General features: G+C 71.4%; 21 protein-coding genes and 1 pseudogene. 11 read left to right on the forward strand and 11 right to left on the reverse strand.

Annotated features, from left to right (window positions below; all coding sequences use genetic code 11):
* Nucleotides 1–3 precede the first annotated feature (3 nt).
* Complete coding sequence (locus tag ACGF8A_RS06720; protein ID WP_393104931.1) at nt 4–1,242, forward strand: cytochrome P450; 1,239 nt, start codon at nt 4–6, stop codon at nt 1,240–1,242.
* A gap of 103 nt (nt 1,243–1,345) precedes the next feature.
* A complete protein-coding gene (locus ACGF8A_RS06725; RefSeq protein ID WP_393104933.1) occupies nt 1,346–1,702 on the forward strand; it encodes an RHS repeat domain-containing protein in 357 nt (118 codons plus the stop codon).
* 96 nt (nt 1,703–1,798) lie between these two features.
* Here the strand turns inward: ACGF8A_RS06725 and ACGF8A_RS06730 are convergent, their stop codons facing one another.
* Nucleotides 1,799–2,845: a LacI family DNA-binding transcriptional regulator gene (locus tag ACGF8A_RS06730; RefSeq protein WP_393104935.1), complete on the reverse strand. Its 1,047-nt coding sequence runs from the start codon at nt 2,843–2,845 to the stop codon at nt 1,799–1,801.
* Between the two features lie 253 nt (nt 2,846–3,098).
* On the opposite strand from ACGF8A_RS06730, the pseudogene ACGF8A_RS06735 reads away from it, so the two are divergent.
* Both ACGF8A_RS06735 and ACGF8A_RS06740 read left to right on the forward strand, forming a co-directional pair.
* Nucleotides 3,099–4,278: pseudogene (locus ACGF8A_RS06735) on the forward strand (DUF993 family protein).
* Nucleotides 4,266–4,487, forward strand: a complete 222-nt coding sequence (locus tag ACGF8A_RS06740) for a hypothetical protein (protein ID WP_393104937.1) — start codon at nt 4,266–4,268, stop codon at nt 4,485–4,487. The pseudogene ACGF8A_RS06735 and the gene ACGF8A_RS06740 overlap by 13 nt, the downstream one beginning before the upstream one ends.
* A 212-nt stretch (nt 4,488–4,699) precedes the next feature.
* On the opposite strand, the gene rbsD is transcribed toward ACGF8A_RS06740, so the two are convergent.
* The 5 genes from rbsD to ACGF8A_RS06765 all read right to left on the reverse strand — a co-directional run bounded on the left by rbsD (nt 4,700) and on the right by ACGF8A_RS06765 (nt 10,644).
* On the reverse strand, nt 4,700–5,089 hold the full coding sequence (gene rbsD, locus ACGF8A_RS06745; protein WP_393104939.1) for a D-ribose pyranase: 390 nt from the start codon (nt 5,087–5,089) through the stop codon (nt 4,700–4,702).
* On the reverse strand, nt 5,086–5,988 hold the full coding sequence (locus tag ACGF8A_RS06750; protein WP_393104942.1) for a ribokinase: 903 nt from the start codon (nt 5,986–5,988) through the stop codon (nt 5,086–5,088). Before ACGF8A_RS06750 ends, rbsD begins: the two co-directional genes overlap by 4 nt.
* 84 nt (nt 5,989–6,072) lie before the next feature.
* The gene (locus ACGF8A_RS06755) at nt 6,073–8,025 is read right to left on the reverse strand and encodes a substrate-binding domain-containing protein (protein ID WP_393104944.1); all 1,953 of its coding nucleotides are present in this window, start codon (nt 8,023–8,025) and stop codon (nt 6,073–6,075) included.
* A complete protein-coding gene (locus tag ACGF8A_RS06760) occupies nt 8,015–9,592 on the reverse strand; it encodes a sugar ABC transporter ATP-binding protein (protein ID WP_393104946.1) in 1,578 nt (525 codons plus the stop codon). Before ACGF8A_RS06760 ends, ACGF8A_RS06755 begins: the two co-directional genes overlap by 11 nt.
* On the reverse strand, nt 9,589–10,644 hold the full coding sequence (locus ACGF8A_RS06765) for a LacI family DNA-binding transcriptional regulator (RefSeq protein WP_393104948.1): 1,056 nt from the start codon (nt 10,642–10,644) through the stop codon (nt 9,589–9,591). The genes ACGF8A_RS06760 and ACGF8A_RS06765 overlap by 4 nt, the downstream gene beginning before the upstream one ends.
* A gap of 240 nt (nt 10,645–10,884) precedes the next feature.
* On the opposite strand from ACGF8A_RS06765, the gene ACGF8A_RS06770 reads away from it, so the two are divergent.
* The 5 genes from ACGF8A_RS06770 to ACGF8A_RS06790 all read left to right on the forward strand — a co-directional run bounded on the left by ACGF8A_RS06770 (nt 10,885) and on the right by ACGF8A_RS06790 (nt 16,089).
* On the forward strand, nt 10,885–11,211 hold the full coding sequence (locus tag ACGF8A_RS06770; protein ID WP_393104950.1) for a hypothetical protein: 327 nt from the start codon (nt 10,885–10,887) through the stop codon (nt 11,209–11,211).
* Nucleotides 11,212–11,275: 64 nt separating this feature from the next.
* Entirely contained in the window at nt 11,276–11,587 is a 312-nt protein-coding gene (locus ACGF8A_RS06775) for a pore-forming ESAT-6 family protein (RefSeq protein ID WP_393104952.1), read from the forward strand.
* Between the two features lie 44 nt (nt 11,588–11,631).
* Complete coding sequence (locus ACGF8A_RS06780; protein ID WP_393104954.1) at nt 11,632–12,021, forward strand: DUF6507 family protein; 390 nt, start codon at nt 11,632–11,634, stop codon at nt 12,019–12,021.
* 288 nt (nt 12,022–12,309) lie between these two features.
* Nucleotides 12,310–14,580 carry an ATP-dependent RecD-like DNA helicase gene (locus ACGF8A_RS06785; RefSeq protein WP_393104956.1) on the forward strand — a complete coding sequence of 757 codons (2,271 nt, stop codon included), beginning with the start codon at nt 12,310–12,312 and terminating at the stop codon, nt 14,578–14,580.
* 219 nt (nt 14,581–14,799) lie between these two features.
* Nucleotides 14,800–16,089 carry a citrate synthase gene (locus tag ACGF8A_RS06790; protein ID WP_393104958.1) on the forward strand — a complete coding sequence of 430 codons (1,290 nt, stop codon included), beginning with the start codon at nt 14,800–14,802 and terminating at the stop codon, nt 16,087–16,089.
* Nucleotides 16,090–16,711: 622 nt separating this feature from the next.
* On the opposite strand, the gene ACGF8A_RS06795 is transcribed toward ACGF8A_RS06790, so the two are convergent.
* From ACGF8A_RS06795 to ACGF8A_RS06815, 5 genes are all read right to left on the reverse strand, one after another.
* Nucleotides 16,712–18,970 (reverse strand): heavy metal translocating P-type ATPase, encoded by a 2,259-nt coding sequence (locus ACGF8A_RS06795; protein ID WP_393104960.1) that lies wholly within the window; start codon nt 18,968–18,970, stop codon nt 16,712–16,714.
* Nucleotides 18,971–19,062: 92 nt separating this feature from the next.
* Complete coding sequence (locus tag ACGF8A_RS06800; RefSeq protein ID WP_393104962.1) at nt 19,063–19,302, reverse strand: heavy-metal-associated domain-containing protein; 240 nt, start codon at nt 19,300–19,302, stop codon at nt 19,063–19,065.
* 73 nt (nt 19,303–19,375) lie between these two features.
* The gene (locus ACGF8A_RS06805) at nt 19,376–20,326 is read right to left on the reverse strand and encodes a PrsW family glutamic-type intramembrane protease (protein ID WP_393104964.1); all 951 of its coding nucleotides are present in this window, start codon (nt 20,324–20,326) and stop codon (nt 19,376–19,378) included.
* 296 nt (nt 20,327–20,622) lie between these two features.
* Nucleotides 20,623–21,261, reverse strand: coding sequence for a GNAT family N-acetyltransferase (locus tag ACGF8A_RS06810; RefSeq protein WP_393104966.1), 639 nt, complete (start codon nt 21,259–21,261; stop codon nt 20,623–20,625).
* Between the two features lie 74 nt (nt 21,262–21,335).
* A complete protein-coding gene (locus ACGF8A_RS06815) occupies nt 21,336–21,536 on the reverse strand; it encodes a helix-turn-helix transcriptional regulator (RefSeq protein ID WP_393104968.1) in 201 nt (66 codons plus the stop codon).
* A 394-nt stretch (nt 21,537–21,930) separates the two neighbouring features.
* On the opposite strand from ACGF8A_RS06815, the gene iolC reads away from it, so the two are divergent.
* Nucleotides 21,931–22,923 (forward strand): 5-dehydro-2-deoxygluconokinase, encoded by a 993-nt coding sequence (gene iolC, locus ACGF8A_RS06820; protein ID WP_393104970.1) that lies wholly within the window; start codon nt 21,931–21,933, stop codon nt 22,921–22,923.
* Nucleotides 22,920–23,801 carry a deoxyribose-phosphate aldolase gene (locus ACGF8A_RS06825; RefSeq protein WP_393104972.1) on the forward strand — a complete coding sequence of 294 codons (882 nt, stop codon included), beginning with the start codon at nt 22,920–22,922 and terminating at the stop codon, nt 23,799–23,801. The genes iolC and ACGF8A_RS06825 overlap by 4 nt, the downstream gene beginning before the upstream one ends.
* The last annotated feature ends 1 nt before the right edge of the window (nt 23,802 follow it).

The raw sequence follows: 23,802 nt of genomic DNA on the forward strand, positions 1-23,802 counted from the left end.
ACGATGACGCCATCTCCGCTGCATCAGATCCTGGACTACGCCAACCGCGCCGACCCCTACCCGATCTACGAGGAGTTGCGCAAGACGCCGGTGCTCCACCAGGACGACGGGCCGTACGTCGTCAGCACCTACTACGAGATCCGCAGCCTCCTGCACGACCCCCGCATCAGCTCCGACGCCCGCAACCTCGCCTCCACCGCGCACGACCCGCTGGCCGAGGCGGACCAGGAGGAGCAGGCGGTCCTGCCGCCGAGCTTCCTGCGGCTCGACCCGCCCGAGCACGACAGGCTGCGGCGCATGACGAACCGGCCGTTCGGGCCGCCGCACTCCCCGCACCGGCTCGACGGGATGCGCCAGGAGCTGCACGGCATCGTCTCCGGCCTCGTCGACGGCATCGCCGACCCGGGGCGGTTCGACCTGGTGGACGAGTTCTCCTACCCGTTCCCGGTGACCGTGATCTGCCGGCTGCTCGGAGTGCCGCGCGAGGACGAGCCGCGCTTCCACGGCTGGGCGGACGCCATCGCGGCGAGCCTGGACCCCGACCCGGACGCGGACCCCGCCGACCGGGGCAAGGGGGCGCACGACGCCCGCTTGCAGCTCGGCATGTACCTGGCCGGCCTGATCGAGGAGCGCCGCAAGCACCCGCAGAACGACATGATCTCCGCGCTCGCCTCCGCCGAGGGCCCGGACGGCGCGATGACCACGATGGAGCTGCTCAGCACGGCGGCGCTGCTGCTGATCGCGGGGCACGAGACCACGGTCAACCTCGTCACCAACGGGATGCTGACCCTGCTGCGCAACCCGGACGTCCTGCGCCGGCTGCGGGCGGAGCCGGGGCTCGCCGTGCCCGTCGTCGAGGAGCTGCTGCGTTTCGAACCGCCGGTGCAGCTGGTGCCGCAGCGCACCACCCTGGCCGACATCGAGATCCGCGGCGTCACCATCCCCAAGGGCGCCTCCCTCTGGCTGGTGCTGGCGTCCGGCAACCGTGACCCGCGCCGGTTCGACAATCCGGACCGCTTCGACCCGGACCGCGGGGACATCCAGCACCTCGGTTTCGGCAGCGGCGTCCACAGCTGCTTCGGCGCACCGCTGGCCCGCCTGGAGGCCCAGCTCGCCCTTTCCGAACTGGCCCGCCGCCTGGAAAACCCCCGCCTGCTGGAGGACCCGCCCCCGTACCGCCGCAACGCGGTGCTGCGCGGCCCCCGCCACCTGCCCATCGCCTGCGACGGGATCCGTCCCTGAGGGCGGATGCGGGACGGCGGCCTGAACCGTACGTCCGGCCGCCGCACGTCACGGGCTTCGCCGTCGTCGCCGCGCCGTCACGGGCCGACGGCCACGTGGGCCCGTGAGGGGGCCGCCTGCTGCTCCAGGGCCGTGCCGGACGGACGAAGCCGACCTCCCGGTCCCGGACGACGAAGCCGACCGTTACACCTGGAACGAGGTCAACAGGCTCTCCGAGCTGAAGAATCCGCAGGGCCGCGTGACGACGTACAGGTACAACAACAAAGACGTCCGCACCACGACGACGTATCCCGGCGGAACGGTGCAGAAGGCCGACGTCGACAACACCAGCCGCCCCAAGCCCATCGAGGCGACCTCACCGCAGGGCACCCTGGCCGACCTGGCCTACACCTTGAACGGGGCGCCTTCGTCGCGCGCCGCGAGTTCGGTGACCCACGTGACCCATCGCCTGCCGTCCTGAGACCAGGCCCTCGCGGCCCTCACGTGCCCGGTGCCCCGGTGGGACGGTCAGGGCTCCCCGGCGGCCTTCCTGCGCCTGCGCGGCTGCGCTCGCCCCTCACCCCCGGGGCACGCCCGTCGACCCCCGCACCATCAACTCCCCCCGCACCGTCGCGATCCCGCCCGGCGGTGGCTCCTCGCGTCCCATCGCGATCCGTCCCGCCCGTGCCCCCGTCTCCGCCAGCGGCAGCCGGACCGTCGTCAGCGCGGGCACCGCGTCGATGCCGAAGGGCAGGTCGTCGAAGCCGGCGACCGAGACGTCCTGCGGTATCCGGCGCCCCGACTCCCGCAGCGCCGCACAGGCCCCCAGCGCCACGGAGTCGTTGGCGGCCACCACGGCGGTGAGGGACGGATCTCGGCGCAGCAGCTCCAGCGTGGCCTCGTAGCCGGAACGGCGGTCGTAGCGGCCGTGGACCGTCCGGTCCGGGTCGTCCGGGATGCCCGCGGCCTCCAGCGCGGCCCGGTGCCCCTCCAGCCGGTGCCGGGTCGTGGTCCGCTCCTGAGGTCCGGCGATGTAGCCGAGCCGGCGGTGCCCGAGCCCGATCAGATGCTCCGTCAACTGCCGACCGCCGGCCCGGTTCTCGAAGGTCAGCGCCACCGCCTGGGTCTGTGGTGCCGGCGGCCGGCCGCACAGCACGACCCGCGTCCCGGCGTCGGTCAGCTTCCGCAGCTTCGCCGACACGGCCGCCACGTGCGCGGCGTCCTCCACCGCGCCACCGGTGAGGACGACGGCGGCGGCGCGCTGCCGCTGCAACAGGGTCAGATACGTCAGCTCGCGCTCGGGGGAGCCGCCGGTGTTGCAGACGACCGCGAGCCGTTCCCCGCCGGCCCTGCCGCCGGGGCCGCCGATCTCCGACTGGATCGCGCTCGCCATGATCCCGAAGAAGGGGTCGGCGATGTCGTTGACCAGGATGCCGACCAGGTCGGACGTGGCGGCGGCGAGCGAGCTGGCGGGCCCGTTGAGGACGTAGTCCAGCTCGTCGACCGCCTTGAGCACCCGCTCGCGGGTGGACGCGGCGACCGGATAGTTCCCGTTCAGCACGCGCGACACCGTCGCGGGGGAGACCTGGGCGCGGGCCGCCACGTCCGCCAGGGTCACCGTCATGTCGTCCTCCGGTAGCGCATCCTGTGACTATCCGCGTTGACCATAAGGCCACGGCCTCACGTTGTTCGCCCCCTCGAACAACTCAAGACGGTCACACCCTTGCCGGACCCCTGCCCAGAAGTTGGCTTCTCCGTGTAGAAAGCGCTTGCTGCACTGCCTCACTGCCTCGCTCCCCACCGGCCACAGCACAGCGAGAGGGACCCACGTGAACCGCAAGACGGTGCGTATCGCCATGAACGGCGTGACCGGGCGCATGGGCTGTCGCCAGCACCTCGTCCGCTCCCTTCTGGCCCTGCGTGAACAGGGCGGCCTCGACCTCGGCGACGGCACCGTGCTGTGGCCCGAGCCCGTGCTCGTCGGCCGGCGCGAGCACGCCCTGCGGGCGATCGCCGAACGGCACGGCCTGGAACACGTCTCCACCGACCTCGACGCGGTCCTCGCCGACCCGGCCGTCGACATCTACTTCGACGCCCAGGCATTCCGCCGCCATCTGTGGTCGCACGGGCTGGGCGTCGCCGAGGCGATGGACACCGCCCAGCGCGGCATGGGCCTGGACTGGGCGGGCGCGGCGGAGCTGATCCGCCGGTCGGCGGCGGAGGCGAAGGCGGTCGGTGGCCGGATCGCCTGCGGCGTCGGCACGGACCGGCTCACCTCGGGCACCCTCGCGGAGGTCCGCGCGGCCTACGAGGAGCAGCTGGAGCTGACCGGGCGATCCGGCGCCCAGGCGATCCTGATGGCCTCCCGGGCGCTCGCCGCCGCCGCGACCGGCCCCGAGGACTACCTGGAGGTGTACGGCCACCTGCTGCGCCAGTCCGCCGACCCGGTGATCCTGCACTGGCTCGGCCCGATTGTTCGACCCGGCGCTGGAGGGCTACTGGGGTTCACCGCACCTGGACGGGGCCACGGACGTCCTCCTTCAGGTCGTCGCGGCCCACCCCGGAAAGGTGGACGGCGTCAAGATCTCCCTGCTGGACGCCCGGCGCGAGACGGACCTGCGCCGGCGGCTCCCGGAGGGCGTCCGCTGCTACACCGGCGACGACTTCCACTACCCCGAGCTGATCGCGGGCGACGACCAGGGCTTCAGTCACGCCCTGCTCGGCGTCTTCGACCCGCTGGGGCCGCTGGCGGCGCGGGCGGTACGGGTCCTGGACACGGGGGACGCAAGCGGTTTCCGCGCGCTGCTCGACCCGACCGTCGAGCTGTCCCGCCACCTCTTCCAGGCGCCCACCCGCTTCTACAAGACCGGCGTGGTCCTGCTGGCCTGGCTGGCCGGTCACCAGTCGCACTTCACCATGGCCGGCGGCCTGCAGTCGGCCCGCTCCCTGCCGCACCTGGTCCGCGCCTACGAACTCGCCGACGGGCTGGGCCTGTTCCCCGACCCGCAGCTGGCGGAGGACCGGATGAGGACCCTGCTCGCGCTGTGGCCCGCCTGATGATCGGCGGGCTGGGCAGGGTCCCCGGCGTGGCGCGGCTGCGGCCGGCGGAGGTCAACGGCCATCCGGGGCTCTTCCTGCACGTCGGCGACGAGATCGACACCGTCGTGGCGGTACGTGTCGACGACGGTCTCATCACCGGCCTCTACGCCGTGCGCAACCCCGAGAAGCTGTCGCGGATCGACCGGGCGACCGCCCTGCGCCGCTGAGGCCGGCGGCCCCGTGAGAATCGGGCAGGAGAATTCTGCGCCAGGACGCAACCCTCCCCGGCCCTCGTGGGTCGTACTTGGAGTCAGAGCTTCCGTGGGGGGAATCTGAGGGGGATCCGGGGGGATCGCGGGGGGTTCTGACGGGAGGGGAAAGCCGAGGGGGCCGGTCCGTCGACCGGCCCCCTCCACGCGCGCCGGCGGGGACGGCACGGTCAGAAGAACACCCCGCACCGCAACAGCACATTCGCGTACGGCGTCGCCTCCCCGGTGCGTACGACCAACCGCGCGCCCCCCGAGAGCTCCTTGAGCCGCTCGTGGGAGACGAGGCCGAGCTCCGGGAAGCGCGCGCCCAGCAGCGCGGCCACCGCCGGATTGGCCCGCCGTACCTCCGTGGCCGCGGTCGCGCCCTCCACGACCAGCTCGGCCAGCAGGCCGTCCAGCACCTCGGCGAACGAGGGCACACCGGCCCGGAAGGACAGGTCGACGACGCGCGGCCCGACGGGCACCGGCATCCCCGCGTCGCACACGAGCACCCCGTCCCCGTGCCCCAACTCGGCTATGGCGCCGGCGAGATGACGGTTCAGGATCCCGGCCTTCTTCACAGCGCGGCGACCTCTTCCGGCGTGGGGTACGACTCCTGCGCCCCCGCCTTCGTGACCGCTGCCGCCCCGACCCGCGCGGCGTAGGCAGCCGCCTCGGCGAGGGCGTCGCCCTGACCCAGCCGCCAGGCCAGCGCCGCCGTGAAGGCGTCTCCCGCGCCGGTCGTGTCGACCGCCTCGACCCGCACCGAGGGCACCCGGGTCACGCCCTCCGCGGACGCCACCAGCGCCCCCTGCGCACCCAGCGTCACGACCACCGAACGCGGCCCGCGCGCCAGCAGGACGCGCGCCCACCCGGCCGGGTCGTCACCCACCACCGCGTCCCCGAGGATCACCTTCGCCTCGTGTTCGTTCACGATCAGCGGGTCGCACGCCGCCAGCACCTGTGGCGGAAGCGGCCGCGGCGGCGAGGGGTTCAGCACGAACCGGCTGCCGGGCGCCGTGCACCGCACCGCTTCCACGACCGTCTCCAGCGGGATCTCCAGCTGCGCCGAGACGACCCGGGCGGCGTGGAACAGGCTGCCCGCCGCCCTCACGTCGCCGGGCGTGAGCCTGCCGTTGGCCCCCGGCGACACCACGATGCTGTTGTCGCCGGACGGATCCACGGTGATCAGCGCGACACCGGTCGGCGCGCCGCCGGCCAGCACGCCCACCGTGTCGACTCCGGCCGCCCGCTGCGAGTCGAGCAGCAGCCGGCCGTACGCGTCGTCACCGACCCGGGCCAGCAGGGCCGTTCGGGCTCCCAGCCGGGCGGCCGCGACCGCCTGGTTGGCGCCCTTGCCGCCCGGATGGACGAGCAGGTCGGACCCGAGCACCGTCTCCCCGGCCCCCGGCCGCCGCTCGACCCCGATCACCAGATCGGCGTTGGCCGACCCGACGACCAGGAGGTCGTAGTCGTACATGAAGGTCTCCCTGATACGCGTACGTGACAAGTGACGTCAGCTGCGGCGGTTGCCGGGGCCGGAGCCGGCCCCGGCGGGCGGGCGTCAGCCGCCGAAGCCGGCCACGTTCTCCTTCGTGATCACCTTCACCGGCACCTTGACCGTCGCACTCACCTTCTCGCCCTCCGCGGCCCGCAGGGCGTTGTCCACGGCGATCCGGCCGAGCTCCTTCGGCTGCTGGGCCACCGACGCGAACAGTGTCCCGTTCCCGACCGCCTTCAGCCCGTCCGGCGTGCCGTCGAAGCCGACGACCTGGACCGACTTGCCGGCCTTCGAACCCAGTGCCTTGATCGCGCCGAGCGCCATCTCGTCGTTCTCCGCGAAGACACCGTCGATGTCGGGGTGCGCCTGCAGGAGGTTCGTCATGACGTCCAGGCCCTTGGTGCGGTCGAAGTCGGCGGGCTGCTTGGCGACCACCTTGATGCCCGGGTAGTCCTTCAGCCCCGCGGCGAAGCCCGCGCCGCGCTCCCGGCTGGCGGAGGTGCCCGCCTGCCCCTGGAGGATCACGATCGTGCCCCGGCCGCCCAGCTTCTCGGCGAGCGCCTTGGCGCCCAGCTCACCGCCCTCGACGTTGTCGGACGCGACGAGCGCGGCCGTCTTCGCCTTGTTGACGCCCCGGTCGACGGCGACGACGGGGATGCCGGCCTGGTTGGCGGCCCGTACCGACGGACCCGCCGCGTCCGAGTCCACCGGGTTGACGACGATCGAGGACACGCCCTCGCTGGTGAAGTTCTGCAACTGGTTGGCCTGTTGCGAGGCGTCGTTCTGCGCGTCGGTGACGGTGAGGTCGACGCCGAGCCTCTTCGCCTCGGCCTCCGCGCCCGCCCGGATCTGCACGAAGAAGGGGTTGTTGAGCGTGGACAGCGACAGCCCGACCTTCCTCTGCGTGCCGGAGGATCCGGTGTGCAGCAGCGAGGTCGCCGCGACCACCGCCACCGCGATCACGGCGGCGAGCAGATACGTGACCGCCTGCTTGCGTCTGTCGCCGCCCCCACCGGCACCTACCGGAGTGGACCCCGCCTTGCGCCGCACGGTGTCGAGCAGCACGGCCAGCGCGATCACCACACCGATGACCACCTGCTGCCAGAACGCCGACACCGACAGCAGGTTGAGGCCGTTGCGCAGCACCGCCAGGATCAGCGCGCCGATCAGCGTGCCGGACGCCTTGCCGGTACCGCCCGCCAGCGAGGCGCCGCCGATGACGACGGCCGCGATGGCGTCCAGCTCGTACCCCTGCGCGGCCTGCGGCTGCGCGGAGGACAGCCGGGAGGCGAGCACGATGCCGGCCGCGGCCGCGAACAGGCCGGACAGCGCGTAGATGGCGAGCTTCTGCTTCCGCACCCGCAGCCCCGACAGCCGGGCCGCCTCCTCGTTGCCGCCGATCGCGTACATCGACCGCCCGAGGTACGTCCGGCCCAGCACGAACGCCGTGATCAGGCCCATGACGACCATCACCAGCACGGGCACCGGCAGCCAGCCGCCGAGCGTGTCACCGAGGTGCGAGACCGAGTCCGGGAAGGCGATGGGCGAGCCCTGCGAGATGACCAGCGACAGCCCGCGCGCCACGGACAGCATGGCGAGCGTCGCGATGAACGGCGGCAGCTTGCCGTACGAGATCAGGAAGCCGTTGACGAGACCGCAGGCGATGCCGGTGGCCACGGCGAGGAGGACCGCCAGCACCACGGGCACGCCCTCATTCGTGGCGCTCCACGCCAGCACGGTGGCCGACAGCGCCGCCACCGAACCCACCGACAGGTCGATGCCGGCCGAGACGATCACGAAGGTGACGCCGAAGGCGAGGATCGCGGTGACGGCGGCCTGGACGCCGATGTTGAGCAGGTTGTCGGCGGTCAGAAAGTCCCCGGACAGCGCCGACAGCGCGATGACGAGGACGACGAGCGCGGTGAGCGCCCCGTTGTCGAGCAGCAGCCGGCGCAGGCCGCCGGGGCCGGAGGCGCCACCCGCGCCCGCGGAGCTCTTGAGCGTGTCAGTGGCCACGGGAGGCCTCCGTTCCGTCGTTGTCGGTGCCGCCGTCGGTGCCGGCGTCGGTGGTGGTGGCATGCGTGGCAGGGGTGCCGGGGGTACTGACCGCGAGGGCCATCACGGTGTCCTGCGTCGCCTCGCCGGCGGGGAGTTCGCCGGCGAGGCGCCCCTGCGCCATCACCAGCACCCGGTCGCTCATGCCGAGCACCTCGGGCAGATCGCTGGAGATCATCAGCACGGCGGCCCCGGCGGCGGTCAGTTCGTTGACGAGCTGGTAGATCTCGACCTTTGCGCCGACGTCGATCCCGCGCGTCGGCTCGTCGAGGATCAGCACCTTGGTGTGCGCCAGCAGCCATTTGCCGATGACGACCTTCTGCTGATTGCCGCCGGACAGTGTGCGCACATGCTGCCCGAGCCCGGCCATCCGCACCCCGAGCTGCTTCGCGATCCGCGCGGCGGCCTCGCGCTGCCCCCTGAGGTCGACCAGCCCGGCCCGGGTGGCGGACCGCAGGGTCACGAGCCCGAGGTTCTCCTCGACGGAGGCGTCGAGCACGAGCCCCTGCCCCTTGCGGTCCTCGGGCACCAGCCCGATCCCGGCGGCCATCGCGGCGTTGACGTCATGGCGCGGCACGGCCGCACCGGCCACCTTCACGGCACCCTTGTCGTACGGATCGGCCCCGAACACGGCCCGTACGACCTCCGTACGGCCCGCCCCGACGAGCCCCGCGATCCCGACGACCTCACCGGCCCGTACCTCGAAGCTCACATCGTGGAAGACCCCGTCCCGGGTGAGCCCCTCGACGGTCAGCAGCGCGGCCCCGGCATCAGTCCGCTCGCGCGGGTACTGCTGCTCGATCGACCGCCCCACCATGAGGCGTACGAGTTCGTCCTCACCGGTAGAGGCGGGCACCTGCCCGACGCTCCTGCCGTCACGGATCACCGTCACGCGGTCCCCGAGGGCGGCGATCTCCTCCAGGTGATGCGTGATGAAGACGACCCCGACGCCGTCCGCGCGCAACTGCCGCACGATGGCGAACAGCCTCTCCACCTCTTCGGTGGTCAGCACGGCGGTCGGCTCGTCCATGATGAGCACCCGCGCGTCGAGACTGAGCGCCTTGGCGATCTCGACCATCTGCAGCCGCGCGATCCCGAGTTCACGGACCCGCGCGCGGGGAGACACCCGCACGCCCACGCGCGCGAGCAACTCCTCGGCGTCGGCCTCCATCCGCTTCCGGTCGATCACCCCGAAGCGCCGGGGCTGCCGCCCGAGAAAGATGTTCTCCGCCACGGACAGGTCGGGAACGAGATTGAACTCCTGGTAGATGGTGGCGATGCCGAGCCGCTCGGAGTCCTGCGCACCGTTGATGCGCACCTCCTCACCGCCCACCAGGATCCGCCCGGCGTCGGGCGTGTAGGCACCGGAGAGCATCTTGATCAGCGTGCTCTTGCCGGCCCCGTTCTCACCGAGCAGCACATGCACCTCCCCCCGGCGCAGATCGAAGTCGACGCTGTCGAGCGCGACCACGCCGGGGAAGGTCTTGCGGATGCCCTCGATACGCAGCAACTCGTCCGGGTCGCTCACGACGTACTCCTTCGTACGGGGGACTGCGGGGGAACTGGGGGCCGCCGGTGCCGGCCTGTGCCCGGAGCGCCGCACGACCGGCGCACGACGAGCCGGGCGGGAAGCGTGACGGACTCGCCCGGCCGCCCCTCGATCCGGGCGACCAGCGCGCGCACGGCGGCCCGCCCCAGCTCGCGGGTGGGCTGGGCGACGGCGGTGATCGGCGGATCGGTGTGCACGAACCACCGGATGTCGTCGAAGGCGACCAGCGCGATGTCGCCGGGCACCCGCAGCCCGCGCGCGCGAATGGCGTCGAGCGCGCCCAGAGCCATCAGGTTGTCGGCCGCGAAGACGACCTCGGGCGGCTCGGCCAGATCGAGGAAGCCCTCCGTGACCCGGCGCCCGCTGCCGGCCTGGAAGTCGCCCTGCCCCACGTAGGCGTCCGGGAGGCCGAGCCCGCAGGCGCCGAGGGCCTCACGGAAGGCGTTCACGCGTTCCCGCCCGGTCGTGGTGGCCGCCGGCCCCGCGATGATGGCGAGCCGCCGGTGTCCGAGGCCGTGGAGGTGGGCGACCAGGTCACGCACGGCGGCCCGCCCGTCCGCCCGCACCACGGGCACGTCGACGCCCGGGATCCACCGGTCCACGAAGACCATCGGCGTCCCCGCGCGCACGGCGTCCAGCATCAGCGGCGAGCCGCCGTCGGTGGGGGAGACCAGAAGGCCGTCGATACGGCGGTCCAGCAGGTTCCGCACATGGTGGTCCTGGAGGTCGGGCCGCTCGTCGGCGTTCCCGATGATCACGCTGTAGCCCAGCGCCCGGGCCTCCTCCTCCACGGAGCGGGCCAGCTCGGTGAAGTACGGGTTCAGCACGTCGCTGATGACGAGGCCCAGGGTGTGGGTCTGGTCGGTGCGCAGGGAACGGGCGACGGCGTTCGGGCGGTAGCCGAGCGTCTCGACCGCGGCCAGCACACGCGTGCGTGCGTCCGCGCTGACCGACGGATGGGCGTTCAGCACGCGCGAGACCGTCGCGACGGAGACCCCGGCCTCGGCGGCGACGTCCTTGATGCCCGCCATCTCCGGTCCACCTCCTCGTGGCTCATGGAATCGATTACACCGATGGGCGTGGAGGTGATTGAAATCGATTACACGACGGAATGGCAAGAGTCGCCCCGACGACCGGAACCGGATCGTTATCTTCCGCTGTTGTAGCTGGGCTGTGACGCAATGAGGTTGCAAGTGCGACCGGCGGTGAACGACCATGGAGTGCAAGGCATGGTCACGTCATGGCACGAGATGGGGGGAGGCGGGTTCTGCATGAAGTTCGACATGGGTGCGCAGACGTTGTCGTCGTTGATGCGTGATTCGCGGGGTTCGAGTGATGATCTGGGCACGTTGATCCGGCAGTTGGTGCAGGCTGCGCAGCCGTTGGAGGGGAAGTTCAACGGTACGGGCCGGGCGATGTTCGATCAGTTCAAGGCGCGTGCGGATGAGATCACGTCGGCGTTGAACGGTTCGTTGTCGGCGATCCTGGGTGGTCAGTCGGGTATGGAGACGGCGTTCAGCTCGGGTGATCAGGAGCAGGGTGACAACGCGCGTCAGCAGATGGCGGCGGCGAACTTCGACGGGGCGCGTTTCCGTTAGGTCGTCGGGTCGTCGGGTCGGGCGGTTTGTCCGGTTCGTTTCTTTTTACGGGGAGTGGTGTGTGATGGCTGCTGGTTCGGATCGTCGTTCGTATGACATGGGTGCGTCGACGGATGCGCAGGCGAATATCCAGACGGTGATCGGGCGTCTGGAGGAGGTCATCGGTGCGCGTGATCGGCAGGTGAAGGCGGCGATGGCTGATTTCACGGCTGATGGTGTGGCGGATGAGTATCACGGCAAGGAGCAGCGCTGGAACAGTGCTTCGCAGGAGGTGCGGAACATCATCCAGTTGCTGAAGTCGACGTTGGAGAAGAACGACGGGACGGCGCAGTCGACGTTGCAGCGGGCGAAGGCCGCGGTGGACAACATCGGCTGAGGCCGGTGGCGGGTGGCTGGTTTGTGGGCTAGGTACGGGGGTTTGTGGTGCCCGGGTGGGATCTGAAGCCGCAGGGTATTTCGGGTGTGCTGAAGACGACGGGGGAGGCGGCGTCGGGTTTTGAGAAGTACGGGAAGTCGTTCGGTGAGAATCTGACGTCGGCGGCTTCGAGTGCGGGCACCATTTCCGCCGAGGGTGGCGGTGGGGGCGGGGAGAAGGCGCAGGGCGGTCTGGTGGCGCTGGCGTTGTCGCAGTACGCGGAGCGTGCGGCGAAGGAGTTGCAGTTCGTCGCGGCGCGGGCGGGTAAGTCGTTGCAGGGCGTGGTCGACGCCACCACGGCGTATCTGAGCGGTGATCAGGAGATGGCGGCGGAGGCGCAGCGCAACACGCTGAAGGCGCCGAAGCTGGACATGCCGGGGGCGGGCAAGGCGTGATCAAGCCGGAGCAGATTACTTCGATGAGCTGCAGCGTGATCCTGACAAGAACGGTGGCAGCTCGGAACCGTCGAAGGACGAAGCCCGGGTGGGACTGGACCTACGGGAACAGGCACGTCTGCCCGAAGGCATCCAGCGCCCTCCGGTCGCCGACCGCGCCCGGACCTCACCGATCGGCCGTAACCGCTGCCGGGTGAGCGCTTCCTCGCGCCTGCCCCTGCAACGGGCCGTTGCCGAGCCGCCCGGGCGTCTCCTCCCACTGTCACACCCCACCGGTACCGTCGGATCATGTCCAACCAGGCGGCACCGGCCCCCGCACCCGGCGAACGGCGACTGGCCGTGCTCGAAGGCGTCCTCGAGCGGATCACGTACGCGAACGAGGAGAACGGCTACACCGTCGCCCGTGTCGACACGGGCCGGGGCGGCGGGGACCTCCTCACGGTCGTCGGCGCGCTGCTCGGCGCGCAGGTGGGGGAGTCGCTGCGGATGGAGGGGAGATGGGGCTCCCACCCGCAGTACGGCAAGCAGTTCACCGTCGAGAACTACACGACCGTCCTCCCCGCCACCGTCCAGGGCATCCGCCGCTACCTCGGTTCGGGACTGGTCAAGGGCATCGGCCCGGTCTTCGCCGACCGCATCACCCAGCACTTCGGCCTGGACACCCTGAAGATCATCGAGGAGGAGCCGAAGCGGCTGATCGAGGTTCCCGGCCTCGGCCCCAAGCGGACGAAGAAGATCGCGGACGCCTGGGAGGAGCAGAAGTCGATCAAGGAGGTCATGCTCTTCCTCCAGACCGTCGAGGTCTCCACCTCCATCGCCGTGCGGATCTACAAGAAGTACGGCGACGCCTCCATCTCCGTCGTGAAGAACCAGCCGTACCGCCTGGCCGCGGACGTCTGGGGCATCGGCTTCCTCACCGCCGACAAGATCGCCCAGTCCGTCGGCATCCCGCACGACAGCCCCGAGCGGGTCAAGGCCGGTCTCCAGTACGCCCTTTCGCAGTCGGCGGACCAGGGCCACTGCTACCTCCCGGAGGAACGGCTCATCGCCGACGCCGTCAAGCTCCTCCAGGTCGACACCGGCCTCGTCATCGAGTGCCTCGCCGAGCTCGCGGCACGCCCCGAGGACGGCGAGGAGCCGGGTGTCGTACGGGAGAGGGTCCCCGGCCCCGACGGCGGCGAAGCCGTCACCGCCGTCTACCTCGTCCCCTTCCACCGCGCCGAACTCTCCCTCTCCGCCCAGCTCCTGCGCCTGCTGCGCACCGACCAGGACCGCATGCCCGGCTTCCACGACGTCGCCTGGGACAAGGCGCTGACGTGGCTGAAGGGCCGTACCGGCGCCGACCTCGCCCCCGAGCAGGAGGCCGCCGTCAAGCTGGCGCTGACGAAGAAGGTCGCCGTCCTGACCGGCGGTCCCGGCTGCGGCAAGTCCTTCACGGTGCGGTCGGTCGTGGAGCTGGCCCGCGCCAGGAAGGCCAAGGTCGTCCTGGCCGCCCCGACCGGCCGTGCCGCCAAGCGGCTCGCCGAGCTCACCGGCACCGAGGCATCCACCGTCCACCGGCTGCTGGAGCTCAGGCCCGGCGGGGACGCCGCGTACGACAAGGACCGGCCGCTGGACGCCGACCTAGTGGTCGTCGACGAGGCCTCCATGCTGGACCTGCTCCTCGCCAACAAGCTCGTCAAGGCCGTGCCGCCCGGCGCGCACCTCCTCTTCGTCGGTGACGTCGACCAGCTCCCCAGCGTCGGCGCGGGTGAGGTGCTGCGGGACCTCCTCGCCGAAGGCAGCCCGATCCCCGCCGTGCGGCTCACCCGTGTCTTCCGGCAGGCACAGCAGTCCGGCGTGGTCACCAACGCCCACCGGATCAATGCCGGGCAGCACCCCGTCACCGACGGCATGAAGGACTTCTTCCTCTTCGTCGAGGACGACACGGAGGCGGCCGGGCGGCTCACCGTGGACGTCGCGGCCCGTCGTATTCCGGCCAGGTTCGGGCTCGACCCCCGCCGGGACGTCCAGGTCCTCGCCCCCATGCACCGGGGGCCGGCCGGCGCCGGGACGCTCAACGGGCTCCTGCAGCAGGCCGTCACTCCGGGCCGCCCCGACGTGCCGGAGAAGCGGTTCGGAGGGCGGGTGTTCCGTGTCGGGGACAAGGTGACCCAGATCAGGAACAATTACGAGAAAGGGAAGAACGGTGTCTTCAACGGCACCGTGGGCGTGGTCACCGCGCTCGACCCGGTCGACCAGCGCCTCACGGTGCTGACGGACGAGGACGAGGAGGTGCCGTACGAGTTCGACGAGCTGGACGAACTGGCGCACGCCTACGCGGTGACCATCCACCGCTCGCAGGGGAGCGAGTACCCGGCGGTGGTCGTTCCGGTGACCACGGGCGCCTGGATGATGCTCCAACGCAACCTGCTCTACACCGCGGTCACCCGGGCCAAGCGGCTCGTCGTGCTCGTCGGCTCCCGCAAGGCCCTCGGCCAGGCGGTGCGCACGGTGTCGGCGGGACGCCGTTGCACGGCGCTCGACTTCAGGCTCGTACCCGGGCGGCAGGAGCCCTGATCCCGGCCTCCGTCGAAAAATGATCGATCAAACGAGTCGCAAAGGTCACAGAGCACTTCCGGTTGGGGTATCAACCGGGCAGGATGGCAGGTTGGCGGCACTGAGTGCCGCTGATAAGCCCAATGGTCGACCCCGAGTGCACTCTCCTGAGCCAAATGGGGGATGGTAGAGACAGTCAGGGCACCTCGAAGATGAGGCACTACGTCGGTGAGGGAAGACGTGAGCGACAACTCTGTAGTACTGCGGTACGACGGCAGCGAGTACACCTATCCGGTGATCGACAGCACCGTCGGGGACAAGGGCTTCGACATCGGAAAGCTCCGCGCCCAGACCGGTCTCGTGACCTTGGACAGCGGTTACGGAAACACCGCCGCCTACAAATCCGCCATCACCTATCTCGACGGTGAGGCCGGCATCCTCCGGTACCGCGGCTACCCGATCGAGCAGCTGGCCGAGCGCTCCACCTTCCTGGAGGTGGCGTACCTGCTGATCAACGGTGAGCTGCCGACCGTCGACCAGCTCACCAGCTTCAAGGACGAGATCACGCGGCACACCCTGCTGCACGAGGACGTCAAGAACTTCTACCGGGGCTTCCCCCGTGACGCCCACCCGATGGCCATGCTGTCGTCGGTCGTCTCGGCGCTGTCCACCTTCTACCAGGACAGCCACAACCCCTTCGACGAGCGGCAGCGCGACCTCTCCACCATTCGTCTGCTCGCCAAGCTCCCGACGATCGCGGCGTACGCGTACAAGAAGTCGATCGGTCACCCGTTCGTCTACCCGCGCAACGACCTCGGCTACGTCGAGAACTTCCTGCGCATGACCTTCTCGGTGCCGGCCCAGGAGTACGAGCTCGACCCGATCGTCGTGGCCGCGCTGGACAAGCTGCTGATCCTGCACGCGGACCACGAGCAGAACTGCTCGACCTCCACGGTCCGCCTGGTCGGCTCCTCGCAGGCGAACATGTTCGCCTCCATCTCCGCCGGTATCAACGCGCTGTGGGGCCCGCTGCACGGTGGCGCCAACCAGTCGGTGCTGGAGATGCTGGAGGGCATCCGCGACTCCGGCGGCGACGTCGACACCTTCATCCGCAAGGTGAAGAACAAGGAGGACGGCGTCCGCCTGATGGGCTTCGGCCACCGGGTCTACAAGAACTTCGACCCGCGCGCCAAGATCATCAAGGCCGCCGCGCACGACGTGCTGTCCGCACTCGGCAAGTCCGACGAGCTGCTGGACATCGCGCTGAAGCTGGAGGAGCACGCGCTCTCCGACGACTACTTCACCGAGCGCAAGCTCTACCCGAACGTCGACTTCTACACGGGTCTGATCTACCGGGCCATGGGCTTCCCGACCGAGATGTTCACGGTCCTGTTCGCCCTCGGCCGGCTGCCGGGCTGGATCGCCCAGTGGCACGAGATGATCAAGGAGCCGGGCTCCCGTATCGGCCGCCCCCGCCAGATCTACACGGGCGTCGTCGAGCGCGACTTCGTTCCGGTCGAGGAGCGCTGACCCCCCGCGGCCGCCTGACGCACGGCAGGCGGCCGCACCCGGCGGTGCAGCTCCCGGTGGCACGCCCCCGGCGGTGCGCGCCGCGCCGGATGTACCACGGCGCAAAACAGAAGGCGCCCTGGTGCGCCGGTCCCCCCACGGGCCGACGACCAGGGCGCCTTCCCATGTCCCGGTGCGGATTCCCCCCACGGGATCCGGCCGGGCGTCTGTGAAGAACCAGCGCCTGAATCGCTGCTACTGCGTCTCGCCAGTACTGCCGTAGTGCTGCCGTGCCGCTGCGGTCTGCCGGGACAGCGCACGCTGGGAGGGCCGCTCAAAGCTCCCCGGTGTACGTGCCCCGGCAACGCATCTCTGAGGAAGTCCCCCAAGACATCCCCAGATGCCAGGTGACGCCCCCCAAGACGCCCTCTGACATCGCCAACTTAGACCGTCGAACCCCTTCGATGGTTACGTTCACATCACTGTGATCTGCGTCTCTTGCATATGTCCCGTTAGCTACGCAAGCGGCCCGATACGGAGAACGGGGGTCAAGCGTAAGGAAGATGCGCGAGCCTTGTGAAGAGCTTATGTGAGGCTCGCGCCGGACTGAAGGGGATCCCGCCTTTTCCGTGGAAGTCCCGGCTCAGCGGAACGTCCGCAGCCGCAAACTGTTCGTCACGACGAACACGGACGACAGGGCCATCGCCGCCCCCGCGATCATCGGGTTCAGCAGTCCCGCGGCGGCCAGCGGCAGCGCGGCGACGTTGTAGCCGAACGCCCACAGCAGATTGCCCTTGATCGTGGCGAGGGTCCGGCGCGACAGCCGGATCGCGTCCGCCGCCACCCGGAGGTCCCCGCGCACGAGGGTCAGGTCGCCCGCCTCGATCGCCGCGTCGGTGCCCGTGCCCATCGCGAGCCCCAGATCGGCGGTGGCGAGCGCGGCCGCGTCGTTCACGCCGTCGCCCACCATGGCGACCTTCCGGCCCTCGGCCTGCAACCGCCGCACGACCTTCACCTTGTCCTCGGGCAGCACCTCGGCGATCACCTGGTCGATGCCGACGGCCTGCGCCACCGTCTCGGCCACCCGCCGGTTGTCCCCCGTCAGCAGCACCGGCGTGAGCCCCAGGTCGCGCAACTCGCGCACCGCCTGCGCGCTGGTCTCCTTGACCGTGTCCGCGACCGCCAGCACCCCCCGCGCGATCCCGTCCCAGCCGACCACGACGGCCGTACGGCCGCTGCTCTCGGTCTTGTCGCGGGCACGCGCCAGCTCCTGCGGCACCTTCTCGAAGAGGCGCCCCACGGACACCTCGACGCCCTGCACATACCCGCGGACGCCGCGTCCGGGCACGTTCTCGAACCGCTCGGCCTGCGGCAGCTCCCCGACCCGCTCGGCGGCGCCGGCGGCCACGGCCCTGGCGACGGGGTGCTCGGAGGCGTGCTCGAGGGCGCCCGCCATGCGCAGCACCTCCCGCTCGTCGGTGCCTTCGGAGACGTACACCTCCTGGAGGGTCATCCGGCCGGTGGTCACGGTGCCCGTCTTGTCCAGGACGACGGTGTCGACCCGGCGCGTGGACTCCAGTATCTCGGGGCCCTTGATCAGGATGCCGAGCTGCGCGCCGCGACCCGTGCCGACCATCAGGGCGGTCGGCGTCGCCAGGCCCAGGGCGCAGGGGCAGGCGATGATCAGGACGGCGACGGCCGCGGTGAAGGCGGCGGCGCTGTCGCCGGTCCCGCCGAGCCACACGCCGAAGGTGGCGGTCGCGAGCAGCAGTACGACGGGCACGAAGAACCCGGCGACCTGGTCCGCGAGCCGCTGCACCTCCGCCTTGCCGTTCTGGGCCTCCTCGACCAGGTGGGCCATCCGCGCGAGCTGGGTCTCGCCGCCGATCCTGGTGGCCTCGACGACCAGCCGGCCCCCGGCGTTCACGGTCGCGCCGGCCACCGCGTCCCCGGCCGCCACGTCCACCGGCACGGACTCACCGGTCAGCATCGAGACGTCGACCGCGGAAGCGCCGTCCACGACCGTGCCGTCGGTGGCGATCTTCTCGCCGGGGCGGACGACGAACCGGTCGCCGACGGCCAGATCGGCGACGGGCACCCGCACCTCGCGCCCGTCGCGCAGCCTCGTGACGTCCTTCGCGCCGAGCTCCATCAGGGCCCGAAGCGCTGCGCCCGCGCGGCGCTTCGAGCGGGCTTCCAGATAGCGGCCGAGCAGGAGGAAGGCGGTGACTCCGGCGGCCACTTCGAGGTAGATCGCCGAGGCGCCGTCCGTGCGCGAGACGGTGAGTTCGAAGGGGTGCCGCATGCCCGGCATGCCCGCGTGGCCGAAGAACAGCGCCCACAGGGACCAGCCGAACGCGGCCAGCGTGCCGACCGAGACGAGGGTGTCCATGGTGGCCGAGGCGTGCCGCGCGTTGGTCCAGGCGGCCTTGTGGAAGGGCAGGGCGCCCCAGACGACGACGGGCGCCGCGAGCGTGAGGGACAGCCACTGCCAGTTGTCGAACTGGAGGGCGGGGACCATCGCGAGGAGGATGACGGGGGCGGCGAGGAGAACGGAAACGATCAGACGCTGCCGCAGGGAGGCGAGCTCGGGATCCCGGGGCGTCTCCTCCCGCGGTTCCGGCCGGGGCGGTGCGGGCTCCTCCGCGGTGTAGCCGGTCTTCTCGACGGTGGCTATCAGGTCGGCGACGTAGGTCCCGGCCGGGTAGCTGATCCGGGCCTTCTCCGTCGCGTAGTTCACCGTGGCGCTGACGCCGTCCATCCGATTGAGCTTCTTCTCGACGCGGGCCGCGCAGGAGGCGCAGGTCATCCCGCCGATCAGCAGCTCGACCTCGGAGGGCGGCGTGCCTATGGAGGTCCCTGCGGTCGTTTCTATGGAGGTCCGCGTGGTGGTGCTGGTCATGTCCGACTCCGACTCCAGACGACGGACCGGACCGTACGCGGCCGGCGCGGGGGTCGGCCTGCTCCGGTACGGCCCGGTGCGGGAAGCGTGCTTCAGGCGCGGCCGACCAGCTCGAAGCCGGCCTCGTCGACGGCCGCGCGGACGGCCTCCTCGTCCAGCGCGGCCGCCGAGACGACCGTGACCTCGCCGCTGGCCGCGACGGCCTTCACCGAGTTCACGCCGGGCAGCTGGGAGATCTCGCCGGAGACGGCGCCCTCACAGTGCCCGCAGCTCATCCCGCTCACCTTGTAGACGGCGGTGACGGAACCCGGGGTGTCGGTCTGCGCGGTCATGTCGTACTCCTCGTCGAGGCAGGTGGGACGGGCGGGGCCCAGAAAGGTCCCCGGTACACTCAAGACTATACCCCTAGGGGGTACTTCTCCAGGAGGGGTCGCGGCGAGTCAGCGAACGCGCCCAGGCGACGCCGAGCAGTGCCACGAGGGCCAGTCCGCCCAGGGAGAGCACGGTGAACAGATGCTGCTGCTCCTCGGTGGGGTGCGGGATGTAGCCCTCCGCGAACAGCGGCCGGCCGGGCCCGGTGCCGGTCAGCCGCACGACCAGCCAGACGGCGACGCCGTGGGTGGAGTCCCACAGGGTGTGCAGCAGCGTCACGCCCAGACAGGCCCCGGCCACCGCGCCGGTGAGACGGAAGCGTCCGTCCGGGTGACGGCAGGCGACCAGGACGCCTCCGGCGATCGCCGTCCACAGGCCGTGCCCGAGGGACGCCGGCAACCCGCGCAGGATCTCGGTCTCCAGCAGCGCTCCCAGCTCGACACCCCTGGTGGCCACGGTCGCCTGGAACGCGTACCCGGCGCCTTCCATGGCCGCGAAGCCGAAGCCGACGGACGCGCCCAGCACGAGCCCGGCCCGCAGGCCGCGGATCCGGGTCCGCCGGCGCAGCAGGAACACCAGCGCGCCCAGCTTCATCGCCTCCTCGGCCAGGCTCACGCCGGCGAACGTCCGCAGGGACGGGTGCAGCAGGCGGTCCACCGTCAGCGAGGCGCCCAGCACCCCGAGCGTCCCGCCGGTCAGGAAGCAGCCGAGGATCACGTTGACGCCCAGGTCACGGCCGTGCCGCTGGTACGCCCACAGTACGAAGGCCACGGGCACCAGGAAGCTGCCGAGCAGGATGAGCGCGGGCAGCAGAGCGGCGTTCCCGGTGCCGTAGGTGACGGCCGCGGCCAGTGTCCAGAGCGCCAGCCCGCTCCACAGGAAGCGCCGCCACAGCTCCGTACGGACCCGGGGGTGTGACGGGGGAGGCTGCTGCGGATGGGGGATGCGGGCCCGGGGCGCGCCGGGTGGCGGGGGGTGGGTCACGGCGGGTCCCTCGTGCTCCGGAGGTACTCCTGATGGAGTGATTTGTCCGAACCATAAGCGGGTGCGGCGTGTGGCGCAGGCCGGCCCCGGGTGGAGCGAGGAGTGCGCAGGGGCCGGCGGCCGGCGACCTGGACACCGGGTGCCGCCGGGTCCCGAACAGGTCGGGGCGAAGCGAGGTCCACGGGAGACGGGCACCACGCCCGTGCCCCCGGCCCGCGTGACCGCCCGGCCGTCCGAGCCCGCGCGACTGAGCCGTCGGAGCCCCCTGAAGCCGGCCGGCCGTCCGGGCCCGCGACTCAGCCGTCGGAGAAGCCGGCGTCGGCGCCCCCCGTCGCGCCCCAGCCGGCCCCCACACCTCCCGAAGCCTCCGCAACCTCGGCGAAGCCCCGATGGACGGCCCACTCCCGGTCGAGTACGGCCATGAGCACCTCGTCCACCCACTGCCCGTCCCGCCGGGCGGACTCCCGCCGTACGCCCTCGACCACGAAGCCGACCTTGCGGTAGACCCGCAGGGCGCGGTGGTTGTCGCCGTACGCCTCCAGGTGGACGCGATGCAGCCCCAGTTGCTCGAAGCCGTGACCGACGATGAGCCGGACGGCCTCCGTGCCCAGGCCCCTGCCCCGGCCGCCGGGGCCGATGAGGGTGCGGAAGTTGCAGCTGCGGGTGTGAGGGTCCCACTCGTTGAGGACGACCTCGCCGACGACTTCGCCGGTGACCCGGTCCGTGACGGCGAGATCGAGCCGGTCGGGCTGTTCCGACCGGGAGGCGTACCAGGAACGCACGCTCTCCCGCGTGAGTTCGGTGTCCGGGTCGAAGGTGAAGCGGATCACCTCGGGGTCGCTCAGGATCTCCCAGACGGTGTCCGCGTCGGCCGCCGTGAACGGCCGCAGCACGGTCCTCTCGCCGGTGAGTACGGGCTTGTGGGAGAAGTTCATGCGCATGACTGTGCCCCACGCGGACGTGGGGCACCACGGATATTCCGCCGGGCCGGCGGCTCATCTGCGGCCCGTCACTCCGTCCGCCGGCCGCGGTTGCCGGGCCGGGACGCCACCCAGGCGCGGACGGTGTCCGCGTACCAGTAGGGCTTGCCGCCCTCCACGTGGTCGGGCGGGGGCAGCAGCCCGTGCTTGCGATACGACCGCACGGTGTCCGGCTGCACTTTGATGTGGGCCGCGATCTCCTTGTACGACCAGAGCCTTCGGTCGGTCATGGGTGCACCTCCCTGCGCGCGCCGCGGCGGCGGCCGGGGGCGGCCGTCCGGGGGAGCCGGGCGCTGCGCTGGCGATCAATCACCAAGCCTGTGCCCGCCCAACGACGGAGAGTGACGGCGAGCATGCGGCTGTGGTCCGGGTGTGACGCGCGGCCCGCGTAGGCCGGACATGCGTGACAAGGGAGTGGCGCTTGTGACAGAGGTGAAGCAAAGGGGCGCACGCGGATGCCGGGCGAGGCGTGTTGACAGGGCGGCGCCACCGGCTTCCCGCCCGGCGGGAATGAACCACTGGTCAGAATGTCCGGACAAACTATTGACAGGCCTCCCGCGCGGAGACTAGAAACCGGGAGAGAGCCGCCGACGGAGGCGAGACGGGGAACGCGAAGGGATTTCGATGGCGTACGACCTGATCACCATGGGGCGGATCGGCGTGGACCTCTACCCGCTCCAGACCGGCGTCCCGCTCCCACAGGTGACGTCCTTCGGGAAGTTCCTCGGCGGATCCGCGGCCAACGTCGCCGTGGCCGCCGCCCGTCTGGGCCGCCGTACCGCGGTGATCACCCGGACCGGCGACGACCCGTTCGGCACCTATCTGCACGAGGCGCTGCGCGGCTTCGGCGTCGACGACCGCTGGGTCACGCCCGTGCCCGGACTGCCGACCCCGGTGACCTTCTGCGAGGTCTTCCCGCCGGACGACTTCCCGCTGTACTTCTACCGGCAGCCCAAGGCCCCCGACCTGGAGATCCACACCCACGAGCTCGACCTCGACGCCCTCCACGCGGCGCGCGTCTTCTGGGTGACCGGCACCGGCCTGAGCGAGGAGCCCAGCCGCACGGCGACCCTCGCGGCCCTCGCCCATCGCGACAGATCCGGCACCACGGTCTTCGACCTCGACTGGCGCCCCGTGTTCTGGCGGGACCCGGAGGCGGCCCGCCCCTTCTACGCCGAGGCCCTGAAGCACGCGACCGTCGCCGTCGGCAATCTCGACGAGGTGGAGGTCGCCACCGGCCTGCGCGAACCGCACGCGGCGGCGGCGGCGCTCCTCGACGCGGGCGTGTCCGTGGCCGTCGTCAAGCAGGGACCCGAGGGCGTTCTCGCCGTCAGCAGCGCGGGCGAGTCCGTCGAGGTCCCGCCGCTGCCGGTCGAGGTCCTCAACGGCCTCGGTGCCGGCGACGCCTTCGGCGGCTCGCTCTGCCACGGCCTGCTGGCCGGCTGGGACCTGGAGAAGACCATGCGGCACGCCAACGCCGCCGGCGCCATCGTCGCCTCCCGCCTGGAGTGCTCCTCCGCGATGCCCACCCAGGCCGAGGTGGCGGCTGCCCTCGGCGCGGGCGCCGTGCGCGCCGGCACCCCGGCCCCCGCCGACCGGACGGGAGCCTCGCGGTGACCGTCGACATCGCGGACCTCGTCCGCACCCGCACCCACCGGCCCGAGGCGATCGCCGAGGCCGCCGCACGCCGCGTCCGCCGCCCACTGGTCGACGCCGGCGGCCGCCTCCTGATCGTCGCCGCCGACCACCCCGCCCGGGGCGCGCTCGGCGTCGGCGACCGCAAGATGGCCATGGCCAACCGCGGCGACCTGCTCGAGCGCCTCTGCCTCGCACTCGGCCGCCCCGGCGTCGACGGGGTCCTCGCCACCGCCGACATCCTCGACGACCTGCTGCTGCTCGGCGCCCTCGACGGCAAGGTCGTCATGGGCTCCATGAACCGCGGCGGCCTCCAGGGCGCCCGCTTCGAGCTCGACGACCGGTTCACCGGCCACCGGCCCGAGGACATCCAGCGCCTCGGCTTCGACGCCGGCAAGCTGCTGCTGCGCATCGACTACGAGGACCCGGGCTCCCTGACCACCCTGGAGTCCACCGCCCGCGCCATAGACGCCATGGCGGCACGCAGACTGCCGGTCTTCGTCGAGCCGTTCATCAGCCGCCGCGACACCGGCGGCCGGCTGCGCAACGACCTGTCCGCCGACGCCGTGACCCGGTCCATCGCCATCGCCTCGGGCCTCGGCGGCAGTTCGGCGTACACCTGGCTGAAGGTCCCGGTCACCGAGAACCCCGACGACATGGCCCAGGTCATGGCGACCACGACCCTGCCCGCCGTTTTGCTCGGCGGCGACGTCGGGGACGACCAGGACAGCGCGTACGAGAAGTGGCGCGGCGCCCTCCGGCTCCCCACCGTGCGGGGGCTGGTGGCCGGCCGGTCGCTGCTGTACCCGGCGGACGGCGACGTGGCCGCCGCCGTGGACACCGCCGTAGGACTGCTGTGAG

Source organism: Streptomyces sp. NPDC047706 (assembly GCF_043204795.1).
GTDB lineage: Bacteria > Actinomycetota > Actinomycetes > Streptomycetales > Streptomycetaceae > Streptomyces.

Coding starts and splice junctions, on each gene's coding strand:
- iolC (WP_393104970.1), top strand. CDS start 21,931: ATGGCGTACGACCTGATCACCATGGGGCGGATCGGCGTGGACCTCTAC.
- ACGF8A_RS06720 (WP_393104931.1), top strand. CDS start 4: ATGACGCCATCTCCGCTGCATCAGATCCTGGACTACGCCAACCGCGCC.
- ACGF8A_RS06815 (WP_393104968.1), bottom strand. CDS start 21,536: ATGACCGACCGAAGGCTCTGGTCGTACAAGGAGATCGCGGCCCACATC.
- ACGF8A_RS06795 (WP_393104960.1), bottom strand. CDS start 18,970: ATGACCAGCACCACCACGCGGACCTCCATAGAAACGACCGCAGGGACC.
- ACGF8A_RS06775 (WP_393104952.1), top strand. CDS start 11,276: ATGGCTGCTGGTTCGGATCGTCGTTCGTATGACATGGGTGCGTCGACG.
- ACGF8A_RS06770 (WP_393104950.1), top strand. CDS start 10,885: ATGAAGTTCGACATGGGTGCGCAGACGTTGTCGTCGTTGATGCGTGAT.
- ACGF8A_RS06785 (WP_393104956.1), top strand. CDS start 12,310: ATGTCCAACCAGGCGGCACCGGCCCCCGCACCCGGCGAACGGCGACTG.
- ACGF8A_RS06765 (WP_393104948.1), bottom strand. CDS start 10,644: ATGGCGGGCATCAAGGACGTCGCCGCCGAGGCCGGGGTCTCCGTCGCG.
- ACGF8A_RS06800 (WP_393104962.1), bottom strand. CDS start 19,302: ATGACCGCGCAGACCGACACCCCGGGTTCCGTCACCGCCGTCTACAAG.
- ACGF8A_RS06810 (WP_393104966.1), bottom strand. CDS start 21,261: ATGAACTTCTCCCACAAGCCCGTACTCACCGGCGAGAGGACCGTGCTG.
- ACGF8A_RS06750 (WP_393104942.1), bottom strand. CDS start 5,988: ATGTACGACTACGACCTCCTGGTCGTCGGGTCGGCCAACGCCGATCTG.
- ACGF8A_RS06730 (WP_393104935.1), bottom strand. CDS start 2,845: ATGACGGTGACCCTGGCGGACGTGGCGGCCCGCGCCCAGGTCTCCCCC.